Source organism: Escherichia sp. MR, from assembly GCF_005280595.1.
GTDB lineage: Bacteria > Pseudomonadota > Gammaproteobacteria > Enterobacterales > Enterobacteriaceae > Escherichia > Escherichia ruysiae.
Window position 1 is genome coordinate 14,737 of the sequence record NZ_SZVK01000050.1, and the last position, 15,426, is coordinate 30,162.

The following is a 15,426-nucleotide window of genomic DNA, read 5'->3' on the forward strand; positions in this document are numbered from 1 at the left end:
TTCAACCTCCTGCAATAACCTGAAAAAGCAGGATCTGGTCGCCATCCTGCACGATATGTTGCGCCCATTGCTCGCGCGGGACGATTTGCTGATTAATCGCCAGCGCCGCGCCTGCTTTTAGCTGATCGAGTTGTTCCAGCAGTTCGTGAACAGTTTGTCCGGTGGCACACTGCATCGGTTGATCGTTAAACAGAATCTGCATTGCGCCCTCCGCATACCGGACATCCGTTGGCGCGGCGCAACGACAGGCTGCGCCACTGGCTGGATTTACCGTCGAACAGTCGGAGTTCTCCTGTAGGCGTCTCTATACCGCTCAATAACTTAATCGCTTCCAGTGCCTGTAACGTGCCCATCACTCCGACCACCGGACCAACCACGCCTGCCGTGCGGCAGTTGCGTTCTGGCTCCTGGTTATCCAGCCATAGGCAGCGATAACAACCGTGCTCCCAGGGCGGCGTTAATACCATCAACTGACCGCCAAATCCGACCGCGCTGGCGGTGATAAGCGGCGTGTTGAGTGCCACGCAGGCGGCATTAATCTCCTGGCGAGTCACCATATTGTCGGTACAGTCGAGCACCACATCGGCTTGTGCAACCGCATCTTTTAACGCCTCACCCGTTAACCGTTGTTGTAGTGCTGTCAGTTGAATGTCGGGATTTAACTGTGTCAGTCGCTGTTGGCAGACCTGCGATTTCGGGCGATTGATATCTTCAGTGGTAAAGAGGATTTGTCGTTGCAGATTGCTCAAATGCACATCGTCGTCATCTGCCAGTACCAGCGTCCCGACACCAGCGCCCGCCAGGTACAGCGCAGCAGGTGTACCCAGCCCGCCCAGACCGATAATCAGCACCTGGCTGTCGAGCAGTTTTTGCTGCCCGTCAAGAGCGATATCGTCGAGCAGGATTTGACGGCTGTAACGCATAAAGTCACGGTCATTCATCGCCAACTCCTGCAATTTCCAGCAATTGTGCAGTTGCCAAACGCCAGTCTGCCGCCTGGGTAATGGCACTGACGACGGCGATACTGCCGACACCCGTCGCCATCACCGCAGGCGCGCGCGGCAGACTGATACCGCCAATCGCCACGGTGGGATAATCCACCAGACGCTCAATGTGCCGTGTCAACTGCTCTAGCCCCTGCGGTGCAGAAGGCATCTGTTTGGTTTGTGTCGGAAACACATGTCCCAGCGCGATATAAGAAGGTCGTGCTGCCAGCGCAACGTCGATTTCCATATCGTCATGGGTCGAAACGCCAAGCCGCAGACCAGCCGCGCGGATGGCGCTGAGATCGGTAGATTGCAAATCTTCCTGCCCCAGATGGACGCCATACGCCTGATGCTTGATCGCCAGCCGCCAGTAATCATTAATAAACAGCCGCGCGTTATAGCGGCGACCCAGCTCAATTGCCGCCACGACATCGGCTTCCACCTCTTCATCGCGCTGATCTTTGATGCGTAGCTGGAGAGTTCGCACGCCAGCGTCCAGCAGACGTTCGATCCACTGTACGCTGTCCACCACCGGGTACAGCCCTAAACGAAAAGGTACAGGAGGAAAATCAGGCTGATACATCACGCTTCCTCCTTACGCAGATAGATTTCTCCGCCTCTGGCGCGGAAATTCTCCGACATATCCGCCATTCCCACTTCAATGGTTTGCGCGGCGGCGTAATCACGTACTTCCTGGCTGATTTTCATCGAGCAGAATTTCGGCCCACACATGGAGCAAAAATGGGCGACTTTACCGGACTCTTGCGGCAGGGTTTCATCGTGGTAAGCGCGAGCGGTAAATGGGTCGAGAGCCAGATTAAACTGGTCTTCCCAGCGAAATTCGAAGCGGGCTTTCGACATGGCGTTATCGCGAATTTGCGCGCCCGGATGCCCTTTTGCCAGGTCGGCAGCGTGGGCGGCAATCTTATAGGTGATAAGCCCTTGCTTAACGTCTTCTTTATTGGGCAGACCCAGGTGCTCTTTCGGCGTTACGTAACAGAGCATCGCGCAGCCAAACCAGCCGATCATCGCCGCACCAATCCCTGACGTGAAGTGGTCATAGCCTGGTGCAATATCGGTGGTCAGCGGCCCGAGGGTATAGAACGGCGCTTCATGGCAGTGCTCTAACTCCTCGGTCATATTACGGCGAATCATCTGCATCGGCACATGCCCGGGGCCTTCAATCATCACCTGTACGTCATATTCCCAGGCGATTTTGGTCAGTTCGCCCAGCGTATGCAGCTCGGCAAACTGCGCTTCATCGTTGGCGTCCTGAATCGAACCGGGGCGCAGGCCGTCGCCCAGCGACAGCGAAACGTCATAAGCAGCGCAGATTTCACAAATTTCGCGGAAATGTTGATAAAGGAAATTTTCCTGATGATGGGAGAGGCACCATTTCGCCATAATCGAACCGCCGCGCGAGACGATACCGGTCAGGCGTTTCGCGGTCATCGGCACATAGCGCAGGAGAACGCCTGCATGAATCGTGAAATAATCCACGCCCTGTTCGGCCTGTTCCAGCAGCGTGTCGCGGAACGCTTCCCAGGTAAGATCTTCAGCGATCCCATTAACCTTCTCCAGTGCCTGGTAGATCGGCACAGTACCGATTGGCACCGGGCTGTTACGCAAAATCCATTCGCGGGTTTCGTGAATATAGCGACCGGTGGAAAGATCCATCACCGTATCCGCTCCCCAGCGCGTAGACCACACCAGCTTTTCCACTTCTTCTTCGATGGAAGAGGTGACCGCCGAGTTGCCGATATTGGCGTTAACTTTTACCAGGAAGTTGCGACCAATAATCATCGGCTCTGATTCAGGATGGTTGATGTTGGCGGGGATAATGGCGCGTCCGGCAGCGACTTCATCACGGACAAATTCCGCAGTGATATTTTCCGGCAGACGTGCGCCAAAGCTCATTCCCGGATGCTGGTGGCGCAAAACTTCGCTGCGGATGCGCTCGCGTCCCATATTCTCGCGAATGGCGATGAATTCCATCTCCGGTGTGATGATGCCTTGACGGGCGTAGTGCAGTTGTGTGACGCGGTGGCCTGCTTTGGCGCGTTTTGGCGTTAATACGCCGCTAAAACGCAGCTCTTCGAGGCCATCATCTGCCAGCCGCGCTTTAGTGTAATCGGAACTGCGCACGGTAAGTTCTTCGCTATCGCCGCGTGCGTCGATCCACGGCTGACGCAGTTTTGCCAGCCCTTGCTGAACGTTAATGGCGATTTGCGGATCGCCATATGGGCCGGAGGTGTCATAAACCGGAATCGCTTCGTTTTCTTCGTACTGTGGCTGTTCTTTGCTGCCGCCGATTAGCGTCGGGCTAAGCTGGATCTCACGCATCGGCACGCGCACGCCGGGTTGTGTGCCAGTGATATAAATGCGTTTTGAGTTGGGAAAGGCGGTGCCTTCCAGGGTGTCGATAAAATGTTGCGCCCGGGCGCGTTGTTCGCGGCGGGTCAGTTTTGTTGCAGACATAGCTCATTCCAAAAGTTAAGGACGTGGCTTGTCAGACGACGGATGAAGCAAGAGACGATCGCTGCAAAGGCGATACGGTAGCAGATTAACTCTTGTTCCCTTCGCAGGTATTAGCCTGATCAGGTTCCGCGGATCCCGAATGAACGGTCTCAGCCAGTTAAGGCACTCCGACAAGAAATTAGCCCCGAAAACGGGGCGTTGAATGTAAATTACGCGTTAACAGCGCAGAACTCAAGCAAGATGTTTGACGCGGGCGGCGTCAAGCACCAGCAGAATTAGCTTATCTTCCAGCACAAAGCGCGCTTCCAGCGCCTCGCCGATATCAGATAAAACCTGTTGAAATTCAAGGTAATTATCATGATCGATGGCGGTTTCCAGGCTGGAATCGTAGTAATCCATAATCTGTTGCGTATTGGCTTCGAGTTGCGGCCAAATCTTCGCGGCATGAGCGAGCTGCCCGTTGCCTTCCAGCTTATGAAGAATGCGCTCATAAATGCTGAAATGTCCGGCAGACAAGTAATCGACCAGGCTCTGGCAAAAATCATCAAGGGCTTTTTCGTTTAGCCTCATGTACGATTCTTTGCCAGGCTTAATGCCAACCAGATTGTAGTAAGCCACGAGCAGATGCTTACGTACATGTAGCCAGCGATCAACCAGTTTGTTACTTCCTCTGACGTGCTCCGTCAGGTTATCGAGCTGGTTAAGCATGATTGACTCCGCAAGTTTGTATTCAAAAACTGCTCAGTGAGAAATGTAAAAACCATGTTAAACATGCCAGTGATGCAAAGGTAGTGCAAGAGCTATGGATCGTATAATTGAAAAATTAGATCACGGCTGGTGGGTCGTCAGTCATGAGCAAAAATTATGGTTGCCGAAGGGAGAATTGCCATGTGGCAAAGCGGCAAATTTCGATCTTGTGGGTCAGCGCGCACTGCATATCGGCGAATGGCAAGGAGAACCTGTTTGGCTGGTGCAACAGCAGCGCCACCATGATATGGGTTCGGTGCGCCAGGTCATTGATCTGGACGTCGGGCTATTTCAACTAGCCGGACGCGGCGTGCAACTGGCGGAGTTTTACCGCTCGCATAAATACTGCGGGTATTGCGGGCATGAAATGTATCCGAGCAAAACAGAATGGGCGATGCTGTGCAGCCACTGCCGTGAGCGTTACTACCCGCAAATCGCCCCCTGCATTATTGTTGCCATCCGTCGTGATGATTCGATTCTGCTCGCTCAGCATACCCGCCATCGTAACGGTGTCCATACGGTACTTGCCGGATTCGTCGAAGTGGGCGAAACCCTCGAACAGGCGGTCGCGCGGGAAGTAATGGAAGAGAGTGGCATCAAAGTCAAAAACCTGCGTTACGTGACTTCTCAGCCGTGGCCATTTCCTCAGTCATTAATGACTGCGTTTATGGCGGACTATGAGAGCGGCGACATCGTGATTGATCCAAAAGAACTGCTGGAGGCGAACTGGTATCGTTACGACGATTTACCCTTACTGCCACCTCCTGGCACCGTGGCGCGCCGCCTGATAGAAGATACGGTGGCGATGTGTCGGGCAGAGTATGAGTGATGATACACTGACCGCCTGACGCACTAAGGAACAGCCAAAATGACCGAACTTAAAAACGATCGTTATCTGCGGGCGCTGCTGCGCCAGCCCGTTGATGTCACTCCAGTATGGATGATGCGCCAGGCGGGTCGCTATCTACCAGAATATAAAGCCACGCGTGCTCAGGCGGGCGATTTTATGTCGCTTTGCAAAAACGCCGAACTGGCGTGCGAAGTGACTTTGCAGCCGCTGCGTCGCTATCCGTTGGACGCGGCGATCCTCTTTTCCGATATCCTCACCGTTCCGGACGCGATGGGATTAGGGCTCTATTTTGAAGCCGGAGAAGGTCCTCGTTTTACCTCGCCAGTCACCTGCAAAGCTGACGTTGATAAACTGCCAATTCCGGATCCGGAAGATGAACTGGGTTACGTGATGAACGCGGTGCGTACCATTCGCCGCGAACTGAAAGGCGAAGTGCCGCTGATTGGTTTTTCCGGCAGTCCGTGGACGCTGGCGACCTACATGGTGGAAGGCGGCAGCAGCAAAGCCTTCACCGTGATCAAAAAAATGATGTATGCCGATCCGCAGGCGTTACACGCGTTACTCGATAAACTGGCGAAAAGCGTCACCCTGTATCTGAATGCGCAGATTAAAGCCGGTGCCCAGGCGGTGATGATTTTCGACACCTGGGGCGGCGTGCTTACCGGGCGCGATTATCAACAGTTCTCGCTCTATTACATGCATAAAATTGTTGATGGTTTATTGCGTGAAAACGACGGTCGCCGCGTGCCCGTCACGCTGTTTACCAAAGGTGGCGGACAGTGGCTGGAAGCCATGGCAGAAACCGGTTGCGATGCGCTGGGACTGGACTGGACAACCGACATCGCCGATGCGCGCCGCCGCGTGGGCAATAAAGTCGCATTGCAGGGCAATATGGACCCGTCGATGCTGTACGCGCCACCAGCCCGAATTGAAGAAGAAGTAGCGACTATACTTGCAGGTTTCGGTCACGGCGAAGGTCATGTCTTTAACCTTGGTCACGGCATTCACCAGGATGTACCGCCAGAACATGCTGGCGTGTTTGTGGAGGCAGTGCATCGGTTATCTGAACAATATCACCGCTAAGGAGTAATTATGGATCTCGCGTCATTACGCGCTCAACAAATCGAACTGGCTTCTTCTGTGATCCGCGAGGATCGACTCGATAAAGATCCACCGGATCTGATCGCCGGAGCCGATGTCGGGTTTGAACAGGGTGGAGAAGTGACGCGAGCGGCGATGGTGCTGCTGAAATATCCCACTCTTGAGTTGGTGGAGTATAAAGTGGCACGCATTGCTACCACCATGCCTTACATCCCGGGGTTTCTCTCCTTCCGTGAATATCCTGCCCTGCTGGCAGCGTGGGAGATGCTGTCACAAAAGCCGGATTTAGTGTTTGTTGATGGCCACGGGATCTCGCATCCGCGCCGCCTTGGCGTCGCCAGCCATTTTGGCTTATTAGTGGATGTGCCGACTATTGGCGTAGCGAAAAAACGGCTATGCGGTAAATTCGAACCGCTCTCCAGCGAACCGGGCGCGCTGGCGCCGCTGATGGATAAAGGCGAGCAGCTGGCCTGGGTCTGGCGCAGCAAAGCACGCTGCAACCCGCTGTTTATCGCTACGGGTCATCGGGTCAGCGTGGATAGCGCGCTGGCGTGGGTACAACGCTGCATGAAAGGCTATCGTCTGCCAGAGCCAACGCGCTGGGCGGATGCCGTGGCCTCGGAACGTCCGGCATTTGTGCGCTATACAGCAAATCAGCCCTAATTCAGGTAAACTGCGGATAATTTCCGTATTTGAGAACTCAACATGTTACAAAACCCGATTCATCTGCGTCTGGAGCGCCTGGAAAGCTGGCAGCACGTCACTTTCATGGCTTGCTTATGCGAACGCATGTACCCCAATTACGCCATGTTCTGCCAGCAAACCGGTTTTGGTGATGGGCAAATTTACCGCCGTATTCTCGATCTCATTTGGGAAACACTGACCGTCAAAGACGCAAAAGTGAATTTCGACAGCCAACTGGAGAAATTTGAGGAAGCGATTCCTTCAGCGGACGATTTCGATCTGTACGGCGTTTATCCGGCAATTGATGCCTGCGTGGCGTTAAGTGAACTGGTTCATTCGCGTTTGAGTGGCGAAACGCTCGAACACGCGGTGGAAGTGAGTAAGACCTCCATCACTACCGTTGCGATGCTGGAAATGACTCAGGCTGGTCGCGAAATGAGCGATGAAGAGCTGAAAGAAAACCCAGCCGTTGAGCAAGAATGGGACATTCAGTGGGAAATATTCCGACTTTTAGCCGAGTGTGAAGAACGCGACATCGAGCTGATAAAAGGCCTTAGGGCAGACCTGCGTGAGGCGGGTGAGAGCAATATTGGTATAATTTTTCAGCAATAAGACCAGAAAACGTGAATTAACGCCTGATTTGTCGTACCTGGAGTCTTCCCTTTCGCCCCCCGTCTGGTCTACATTTGGGGGGCGAAAAAAAGTGGCTATCGGTGCGTGTATGCAGGAGAGTGCTATTCTGGCATTTCCGTCGCACTCGATGCTTAGCAAGCGATAAACACATTGTAAGGATAACTTATGAACAAGACTCAACTGATTGATGTAATTGCAGAGAAAGCAGAACTGTCCAAAACCCAGGCTAAAGCTGCTCTGGAGTCCACTCTGGCTGCAATTACTGAGTCTCTGAAAGAAGGCGATGCTGTACAACTGGTTGGTTTCGGAACCTTCAAAGTGAACCACCGCGCTGAGCGTACTGGCCGCAACCCGCAGACCGGTAAAGAAATCAAAATCGCCGCAGCTAACGTACCGGCATTTGTTTCTGGCAAGGCACTGAAAGACGCAGTTAAGTAAGATTGCGTGGCAGTGAACAGTTTTAACGAAGGGGTGGTTTCACCCCTTTTGTCTTTCTGGCGTCACTCATTGATGCTGGCAGGTGTACTGTTTCTCACTGCCTGTAGCCACAACTCTTCACTTCCTCCCTTTACTGCCAGTGGTTTTGCTGAAGACCAGGGCGCGGTACGTATCTGGCGAAAAGACAGCGGTGACAATGTGCATTTGCTTGCTGTGTTCAGCCCGTGGCGCAATGGCGATACCACGACGCGAGAGTATCGCTGGCAGGGCGATAACCTCACACTTATCAATATCAACGTCTACAGTAAACCGCCGGTGAACATTCGCGCGCGTTTTGACGATCGCGGCGACCTGAGCTTTATGCAACGTGAATCCGACGGGGAAAAGCAGCAGCTTTCTAACGACCAAATCGATTTATACCGTTATCGCGCTGACCAAATCCGCCAGATTAGCGATGCTTTACGCCAGGGGAGAGTGGTGCTGCGTCAGGGACGCTGGCATGAGATGGAACAGACCGTAACCACCTGCGAAGGGCAAACCATTAAACCTGATTTAGATTCGCAGGCGATAGCGCATATCGAGCGCCGCCAGAGCAGCTCTTCTGTTGATGTCAGCGTGGCATGGCTGGAAGCGCCCGAAGGTTCGCAATTACTGTTAGTGGCAAACTCTGATTTCTGTCGCTGGCAACCCAACGAGAAAACGTTCTGATTTACCAGTGACCCATACCCATATGACCGCCACCACCGCAGCCGCCGTAACCCATGCCCATTCCTGCACCGCGCGGAATACCCGCTTCAGCCATCGCGATATCCCGTTTCACCCGTAACTCATCTAACGACTGACGCAAAGTCTCCATCTCTTTGGCGACCGCATTAATTTTGCTGCTATCCGGTGGGTTAGCGGCTAACAGAGCGTTGTATTCATAACGCTTCGTCACCAGTTGCTGTTGCAGCGCGCTGCTTTGAGCATAAAAGTCATTATGGATTTTCTGCCACGCCGTCTGTTGTTCGCTGGTCAAAGGCGCGGAATTTTGCTGCCACATACCGTGTCCGCCGTGGGCAAATGCAGATGTTGATCCCATCGCCATTGCTGAAAGCGCCATCATCACCAGGGCAATTTTCGTGTTCCGTTTCATGGTTAATCCTCCAGTGGTTGTCTTACTTTGGGTATTGCATCTTCCGTGCCAACGACGAAACGCTGACGTGACGGGAAATCAGGCATGATAAGCGAGTAAAAATGACTCGCCTGATGTGGGTAGCGAGTCATTTTTACTCATTGAAACATAAGCGTTTGTGTTACAGCGCAGGGTAAACGCTGATCAAAGATGGCATGATTTCTGCTGTTAAAAAGGGATGAACAGGCAAAAAAGAAGAAGATGCGTTTTATGCAACGTTCTAAAGACTCCTTAGCCAAATGGTTAAGCGCCATCTTGCCCGTGGCCATTGTTGGGCTGGTGGGGCTGTTTGCGGTGACAGTGATTCGCGATTATGGGCGCGAGACTGCCGCCGCCAGACAAACGCTTCTGGAAAAAGGCAGTGTACTTATCCGTGCTCTCGAATCCGGCTCGCGCGTCGGCATGGGGTTGCGCATGCATCATGCGCAGCAGCAGGCCTTACTGGAAGAAATGGCCGGACAGCCTGAAGTACGTTGGTTTGCGGTCACGGATGAACAAGGAATAATCGTGATGCATAGCAACTCCGGCATGGTGGGAAAACAGCTTTATTCCCCGCAGGAAATGCAGCAGTTACATCCGGGAGATGAAGAAGCGTGGCGGCGGATCGATAGCGCAGACGGCGAGCCTGTTCTGGAAATTTATCGCCAGTTTCAACCGATGTTTGCTGCTGGAATGCACCGGATGCGCCATATGCAGCAGTATGCCGCGACACCACAAGCAATTTTTATCGCTTTCGACGCCAGTAACATTGTGAGTGCTGAAGATCGTGAGCAGAGAAACACCCTGATTATCATCTTCGCCCTGGCGACGGTCTTGCTGGCAAGCGTGTTGTCATTCTTCTGGTATCGCCGGTATCTGCGCTCGCGCAAGCTTCTACAGGATGAGATGAAGCGCAAAGAGAAGCTGGTGGCGCTGGGGCATCTGGCGGCAGGTGTTGCCCATGAAATTCGCAATCCGCTTTCCTCAATTAAAGGGCTGGCGAAATATTTTGCCGAACGAGCACCAGAGGGTGGGGAAGCGCACCAACTGGCGCAGGTAATGGCGAAAGAGGCCGACCGTTTAAACCGCGTGGTCAGCGAGTTACTGGAACTGGTTAAGCCAACGCATCTGGCTTTGCAGGCGGTGGATCTCAACACCCTGATTAACCACTCATTACAGTTGGTAAGCCAGGATGCAAACAGCCGGGAAATTCAGTTGCGCTTTACCGCCAACGACACATTGCCGCAAATTCAGGCCGATCCGGATCGGCTGACCCAGGTTCTGTTGAATCTCTATCTCAATGCTATTCAGGCGATTGGTCAGCATGGGGTGATTAGCGTGGTGGCCAGCGAAAGCGGCACAGGCGTGAAAATCAGCGTTACCGACAACGGTAAGGGAATTGCGGCGGATCAGCTTGAAGCCATCTTCACTCCGTACTTCACCACCAAAGCCGAAGGCACCGGACTGGGGTTGGCGGTCGTGCATAATATTGTTGAACAACACGGTGGTACAATTCAGGTCGCAAGCCAGGAGGGGAAAGGCGCAACGTTCACTCTATGGCTTCCGGTCAATATTACGCGTAAGGACCCACAAGGATGACGCACGATAATATCGATATTCTGGTGGTGGATGATGACATTAGCCACTGCACCATCTTGCAGGCATTGCTGCGCGGTTGGGGCTATAACGTCGCGCTGGCGAACAGCGGGCAACAGGCGCTGGCACAGGTGCGGGAACAGGTTTTTGATCTTGTGCTTTGCGATGTGCGAATGGCGGAGATGGACGGCATCGCCACGTTGAAAGAGATCAAAGCGTTAAATCCGGCGATTCCGGTACTGATTATGACCGCTTACTGCAGCGTCGAGACGGCGGTAGAAGCACTGAAGACCGGGGCACTGGATTATCTCATTAAGCCGCTGGATTTCGATAACTTGCAGGCGACGCTGGAAAAGGCGCTCGCGCATACGCAGATTCTCGCTTCTGAAACGCCTGCGGTGTCTGCCAGCCAGTTTGGTATGGTCGGTAAAAGCCCGGCGATGCAACACCTGCTCAGTGAAATCGCCCTCGTCGCGCCATCGGAAGCCACGGTGCTGATCCACGGCGATTCCGGCACCGGTAAAGAGCTGGTCGCCAGGGCGATTCACGCCAGTAGCGCACGTAGCGAAAAACCGCTGGTAACGCTCAACTGCGCGGCACTCAACGAATCCTTACTGGAATCTGAATTGTTCGGTCACGAAAAAGGGGCGTTTACCGGCGCCGACAAACGGCGGGAAGGGCGCTTTGTTGAGGCAGACGGCGGCACGTTGTTTCTCGATGAAATTGGCGATATCTCGCCGATGATGCAGGTTCGTCTGCTGCGTGCGATTCAGGAGCGCGAAGTTCAGCGTGTCGGCAGCAACCAGACTATTTCGGTTGATGTTCGGCTGATTGCCGCGACCCATCGCGATCTTGCCGCTGAGGTAAAGGCCGGGCGTTTTCGCCAGGATCTCTACTATCGCCTGAACGTGGTGGCAATTGAAGTGCCGTCGCTGCGGCAACGGCGGGAAGATATTCCCCTGCTGGCTAACCATTTTCTTCAGCGATTTGCCGAACGCAATCGCAAGGCGGTAAAAGGCTTTACGCCCCAGGCGATGGATCTGCTGATTCACTACGACTGGCCGGGAAATATTCGCGAACTGGAAAACGCGGTAGAACGAGCGGTGGTGCTGCTGACCGGGGAATATATTTCCGAACGCGAGCTGCCGCTGGCGATTGCCAGTACGCCGATTCCGTTGGCGCAAAGTCAGGATATTCAGCCGCTGGTGGAAGTGGAAAAAGAGGTGATTCTGGCGGCGCTGGAGAAAACGGGCGGCAACAAAACCGAAGCCGCCCGTCAGTTAGGGATCACGCGCAAAACGCTATTGGCAAAACTGTCGCGTTAGTTCTGCTCGCGTTCGATGGCGCGCCAGCCGATATCTTTCCGGCAGAAGCAGTCATCCCAGTGGATATCAGTCATTAAGTCATAGGCGCGTTTCTGCGCTTCTGCCACGGTATGACCCAGCGCGGTGACGCACAGTACGCGCCCGCCGCTGGTCACCACCTGCTCGTCATCTGCCAGTTTTGTGCCCGCGTGGAACACTTTGCCGCCTTCGACTTCTTCCAGGGGCAGGCCGTGGATCACATCGCCGGTGCGGTAATCGCCCGGATATCCACCCGCAGCCATCACCACGCCGAGAGAAGCGCGTTCATCCCACTCGGACGTTTTCTCGTCAAGCGTACCTTCACAGGCTGCCAGGCAGAGCTCAACCAGATCGGACTTCATGCGCAGCATAATCGGCTGGGTTTCCGGATCGCCAAAGCGGCAGTTAAACTCGATAACCTTCGGATTGCCCTGTTTGTCGATCATCAGGCCCGCGTAGAGAAAACCGGTGTAGGTGTTGCCTTCTGCCGCCATGCCTTTCACGGTTGGCCAGATGATACGTTCCATCGTGCGCTGATGAACTTCATCGGTTACTACCGGCGCTGGAGAGTAAGCACCCATTCCGCCGGTGTTCGGCCCGGTATCTTTATCGCCTACGCGTTTGTGATCCTGGCTGGTGGCCATCGGCAGCACATGCTCGCCGTCCACCATCACGATAAAGCTCGCTTCTTCGCCGTCGAGGAACTCTTCGATAACAATGCGATGACCCGCGTCGCCAAAGGCGTTGCCCGCCAGCATATCGTGAACAGCCGCTTCGGCTTCTTCCAGCGTCATCGCGACGATAACGCCTTTCCCGGCAGCCAGACCGTCAGCTTTAATGACGATTGGCGCGCCTTTCTCACGCAGATACGCCAGCGCAGGTTCTACCTCGGTGAAGTTCTGGTATTCCGCCGTAGGGATCTTATGGCGAGCCAGGAAATCCTTGGTAAACGCTTTCGACCCTTCCAGTTGCGCGGCACCTGCCGTCGGGCCGAAGATCTTCAGCCCAGCGGCGCGGAAGGTATCGACCACGCCTTTCACCAGCGGCGCTTCCGGGCCGACGATGGTCAGATCTACCTTTTCGTTTTGCGCGAAATCCAGCAGTGCCGGGATATCGGTCACGCCGATAGCGACGTTTTGCAGCGCAGGTTCCAGTGCCGTTCCCGCATTACCTGGTGCGACAAATACTCTCTCAACCAGCGGTGATTGCGCCGCTTTCCAAGCCAGCGCGTGTTCGCGCCCGCCGTTACCAATCACTAATACTTTCATCTATTGCTCCATTAATGGCGGAAGTGGCGCATGTCGGTGAAGAGCATCGCAATACCGTGTTCATCGGCAGCGGCAATCACTTCGTCATCACGGATAGAACCGCCGGGCTGGATTACGCAGGTCACGCCCGCAGCGGCGGCGGCATCAATACCGTCGCGGAACGGGAAGAATGCATCAGAAGCCATAGAGGAACCTTTCACTTCCAGGCCTTCATCGGCAGCTTTAATGCCGGCGATTTTTGCGGAGTACACGCGGCTCATCTGGCCTGCGCCAATCCCGATGGTCATATTGTTTTTGGCATAAACGATGGCATTGGATTTCACAAACTTCGCCACTTTCCAGCAGAACAGCGCATCACGCAGTTCCTGCTCGGTCGGCTGACGTTTGGTGACGACGCGCAGTTCTTCTGCACCGACCATGCCCAGATCGCGATCCTGAATCAGCAGACCGCCGTTCACGCGTTTGAAATCAAGACCCGGAATACGTTCGCCCCACTGACCACAGGTCAGGACGCGAACGTTCTGTTTGGCGGCGGTGATTTTCAGGGCTTCTTCGCTGGCGGACGGCGCAATAATCACTTCGACAAACTGACGAGAAATGATGGCCTGTGCTGTTTCAGCATCCAGCTCGCGGTTAAAGGCAATGATGCCGCCGAATGCGGAGGTCGGGTCGGTTTTGTACGCGCGATCGTAAGCATCAAGAATGGAATTGCCGATAGCCACGCCGCAAGGGTTGGCGTGCTTCACAATGACACATGCCGGCTCGGCGAACTCTTTCACGCACTCCAGCGCCGCATCAGTATCGGCGATGTTGTTATAAGAGAGGGCTTTACCCTGAACCTGGGTTGCGGTGGCAACGGAGGCTTCTTTCACATTCTCTTCTATATAGAAGGCAGCCTGCTGGTGGCTGTTCTCGCCGTAACGCATATCCTGCTTCTTAATGAAGTTCAGGTTCAACGTGCGCGGGAAGCGACCGGCAGCTTCTTTGCTTTCACCGTGGTAAGCCGGAACCATGCTGCCGAAGTAGTTGGCAATCATGCTGTCGTAGGCGGCGGTGTGTTCGAAGGCTTTGATTGCGAGGTCGAAACGGGTTGCAAGCAGAAGCGAACCTTCGTTGGCATCCATCTCTTTAATGATGTCGTCGTAGTCGCTGCTCTTCACCACGATGGCGACATCTTTATGGTTCTTCGCTGCGGAGCGCACCATCGTTGGGCCGCCGATATCGATGTTCTCAACCGCATCTTCCAGCGAGCAGCCTTCACGAGCCACGGTCTGGGCGAACGGATACAGGTTAACAACCACCATATCGATAGGCTGGATCTGATGTTCTTCCATAATGGCATCGTCCTGGCCGCGACGGCCCAGAATGCCACCATGTACTTTCGGATGCAGAGTCTTCACACGTCCATCCATCATCTCCGGGAAACCGGTGTAATCGGAAACTTCGGTCACCGGCAGACCCTTTTCTGCTAACAGTCGGGCAGTGCCTCCTGTAGATAGCAGTTCCACACCGCGTGCGGAAAGTGCCTGAGCGAATTCGACGATACCGGCTTTGTCAGAAACACTGAGCAGAGCGCGGCGGACTGGACGACGTTGTTGCATGGTAAATCCCCTGGATTTGACTATTACAGAGAGCGTTAGCTGAATTTTTCGCGAAAAACTCAGCTAACGCCCCTAACGGGGCATCTTTATTTTTCGCCCGCATTGTAACGAAAACGTTTGCGCAACGCTCGCGAATTTTTTTGTTTCGATGGTGAGCAGCATTTCGATTGTGGTTAGCAGGTCAGGAATACAGAAATAACGCTTATGATTGTGGATAACTCTGTGCGTAAAAAGGTATAAATAGGGGTTTTGCTGGGGAATGCAGCAGTCAGTCATTTTTTTGCAATTTTTCTATTGCGGCCTCAGGAGAACTCCCTATAATGCGCCTCCATCGACACGGCGGATGTGAATCACTTCACACAAATAGCCGGTTCGGTTGAAGAGATAAAATCCTGAAATTCAGGGTTGACTCTGAAAGAGGAAAGCGTAATATATGCCACCTCGCGACAGTGAGCTGAAAGCTGCGTCGCAACTGCTCTTTAACAATTTATCAGACAATCTGTGTGGGCACTCGAAGATACGGATTCTTAACGTCGCAAGACGATAAA

The 15,426-nt window shown here is 53.9% G+C and carries 17 protein-coding genes and 1 riboswitch; of the genes, 8 read left to right on the top strand and 9 right to left on the bottom strand.

What is annotated here, in order from left to right:
* Position 1 precedes the first annotated feature (1 nt).
* The 5 genes from thiS to FC814_RS18065 all read right to left on the bottom strand — a co-directional run bounded on the left by thiS (position 2) and on the right by FC814_RS18065 (position 4,172).
* Positions 2-202, bottom strand: a complete 201-nt coding sequence (gene thiS, locus FC814_RS18045; protein WP_001166240.1) for a sulfur carrier protein ThiS — start codon at positions 200-202, stop codon at positions 2-4.
* Positions 186-941 carry a thiazole biosynthesis adenylyltransferase ThiF gene (gene thiF, locus FC814_RS18050; protein ID WP_137326259.1) on the bottom strand — a complete coding sequence of 252 codons (756 nt, stop codon included), beginning with the start codon at positions 939-941 and terminating at the stop codon, positions 186-188. The genes thiS and thiF overlap by 17 nt, the downstream gene beginning before the upstream one ends.
* Entirely contained in the window at positions 934-1,569 is a 636-nt protein-coding gene (gene thiE / locus FC814_RS18055; protein ID WP_137326266.1) for a thiamine phosphate synthase, read from the bottom strand. The genes thiF and thiE overlap by 8 nt, the downstream gene beginning before the upstream one ends.
* Complete coding sequence (gene thiC, locus FC814_RS18060; protein WP_137326260.1) at positions 1,569-3,464, bottom strand: phosphomethylpyrimidine synthase ThiC; 1,896 nt, start codon at positions 3,462-3,464, stop codon at positions 1,569-1,571. The genes thiE and thiC overlap by 1 nt, the downstream gene beginning before the upstream one ends.
* Positions 3,465-3,543: 79 nt before the next feature.
* Positions 3,544-3,644, bottom strand: a riboswitch (TPP riboswitch).
* A gap of 51 nt (positions 3,645-3,695) precedes the next feature.
* Positions 3,696-4,172 (bottom strand): Rsd/AlgQ family anti-sigma factor, encoded by a 477-nt coding sequence (locus FC814_RS18065; protein WP_000934290.1) that lies wholly within the window; start codon positions 4,170-4,172, stop codon positions 3,696-3,698.
* Positions 4,173-4,266: 94 nt separating this feature from the next.
* Here FC814_RS18065 and nudC point away from each other — a divergent pair, with 94 nt between their 5' ends.
* From nudC to FC814_RS18095, 6 genes are all read left to right on the top strand, one after another.
* Complete coding sequence (gene nudC, locus FC814_RS18070) at positions 4,267-5,040, top strand: NAD(+) diphosphatase (RefSeq protein WP_137326261.1); 774 nt, start codon at positions 4,267-4,269, stop codon at positions 5,038-5,040.
* 39 nt (positions 5,041-5,079) lie between these two features.
* Positions 5,080-6,144: a uroporphyrinogen decarboxylase gene (hemE, locus tag FC814_RS18075; protein WP_000137657.1), complete on the top strand. Its 1,065-nt coding sequence runs from the start codon at positions 5,080-5,082 to the stop codon at positions 6,142-6,144.
* Between the two features lie 9 nt (positions 6,145-6,153).
* Complete coding sequence (gene nfi, locus FC814_RS18080) at positions 6,154-6,825, top strand: deoxyribonuclease V (protein ID WP_000362395.1); 672 nt, start codon at positions 6,154-6,156, stop codon at positions 6,823-6,825.
* A gap of 42 nt (positions 6,826-6,867) precedes the next feature.
* Entirely contained in the window at positions 6,868-7,458 is a 591-nt protein-coding gene (locus FC814_RS18085; RefSeq protein ID WP_000940106.1) for a YjaG family protein, read from the top strand.
* Positions 7,459-7,644: 186 nt separating this feature from the next.
* Positions 7,645-7,917, top strand: a complete 273-nt coding sequence (gene hupA / locus FC814_RS18090) for a nucleoid-associated protein HU-alpha (protein WP_001044513.1) — start codon at positions 7,645-7,647, stop codon at positions 7,915-7,917.
* A gap of 12 nt (positions 7,918-7,929) precedes the next feature.
* On the top strand, positions 7,930-8,625 hold the full coding sequence (locus FC814_RS18095; protein ID WP_038809070.1) for a DUF1481 domain-containing protein: 696 nt from the start codon (positions 7,930-7,932) through the stop codon (positions 8,623-8,625).
* Between the two features lies 1 nt (position 8,626).
* Here FC814_RS18095 and zraP read toward each other — a convergent pair whose 3' ends face one another.
* Both zraP and FC814_RS23280 read right to left on the bottom strand, forming a co-directional pair.
* Positions 8,627-9,052: a zinc resistance sensor/chaperone ZraP gene (zraP, locus tag FC814_RS18100; RefSeq protein ID WP_010348290.1), complete on the bottom strand. Its 426-nt coding sequence runs from the start codon at positions 9,050-9,052 to the stop codon at positions 8,627-8,629.
* A 2-nt stretch (positions 9,053-9,054) separates the two neighbouring features.
* On the bottom strand, positions 9,055-9,183 hold the full coding sequence (locus FC814_RS23280; RefSeq protein ID WP_071987976.1) for a hypothetical protein: 129 nt from the start codon (positions 9,181-9,183) through the stop codon (positions 9,055-9,057).
* A 109-nt stretch (positions 9,184-9,292) separates the two neighbouring features.
* On the opposite strand from FC814_RS23280, the gene zraS reads away from it, so the two are divergent.
* On the top strand, positions 9,293-10,669 hold the full coding sequence (zraS, locus tag FC814_RS18105; protein WP_137326262.1) for a two-component system sensor histidine kinase ZraS: 1,377 nt from the start codon (positions 9,293-9,295) through the stop codon (positions 10,667-10,669).
* Positions 10,666-11,991, top strand: coding sequence for a sigma-54-dependent response regulator transcription factor ZraR (gene zraR / locus FC814_RS18110; RefSeq protein WP_137326263.1), 1,326 nt, complete (start codon positions 10,666-10,668; stop codon positions 11,989-11,991). The genes zraS and zraR overlap by 4 nt, the downstream gene beginning before the upstream one ends.
* Here zraR and purD read toward each other — a convergent pair.
* Both purD and purH read right to left on the bottom strand, forming a co-directional pair.
* Complete coding sequence (gene purD, locus FC814_RS18115) at positions 11,988-13,277, bottom strand: phosphoribosylamine--glycine ligase (RefSeq protein ID WP_137326264.1); 1,290 nt, start codon at positions 13,275-13,277, stop codon at positions 11,988-11,990. The genes zraR and purD overlap by 4 nt on opposite strands.
* 11 nt (positions 13,278-13,288) lie before the next feature.
* On the bottom strand, positions 13,289-14,878 hold the full coding sequence (gene purH / locus FC814_RS18120; protein ID WP_137326265.1) for a bifunctional phosphoribosylaminoimidazolecarboxamide formyltransferase/IMP cyclohydrolase: 1,590 nt from the start codon (positions 14,876-14,878) through the stop codon (positions 13,289-13,291).
* Positions 14,879-15,426: the final 548 nt, after the last annotated feature.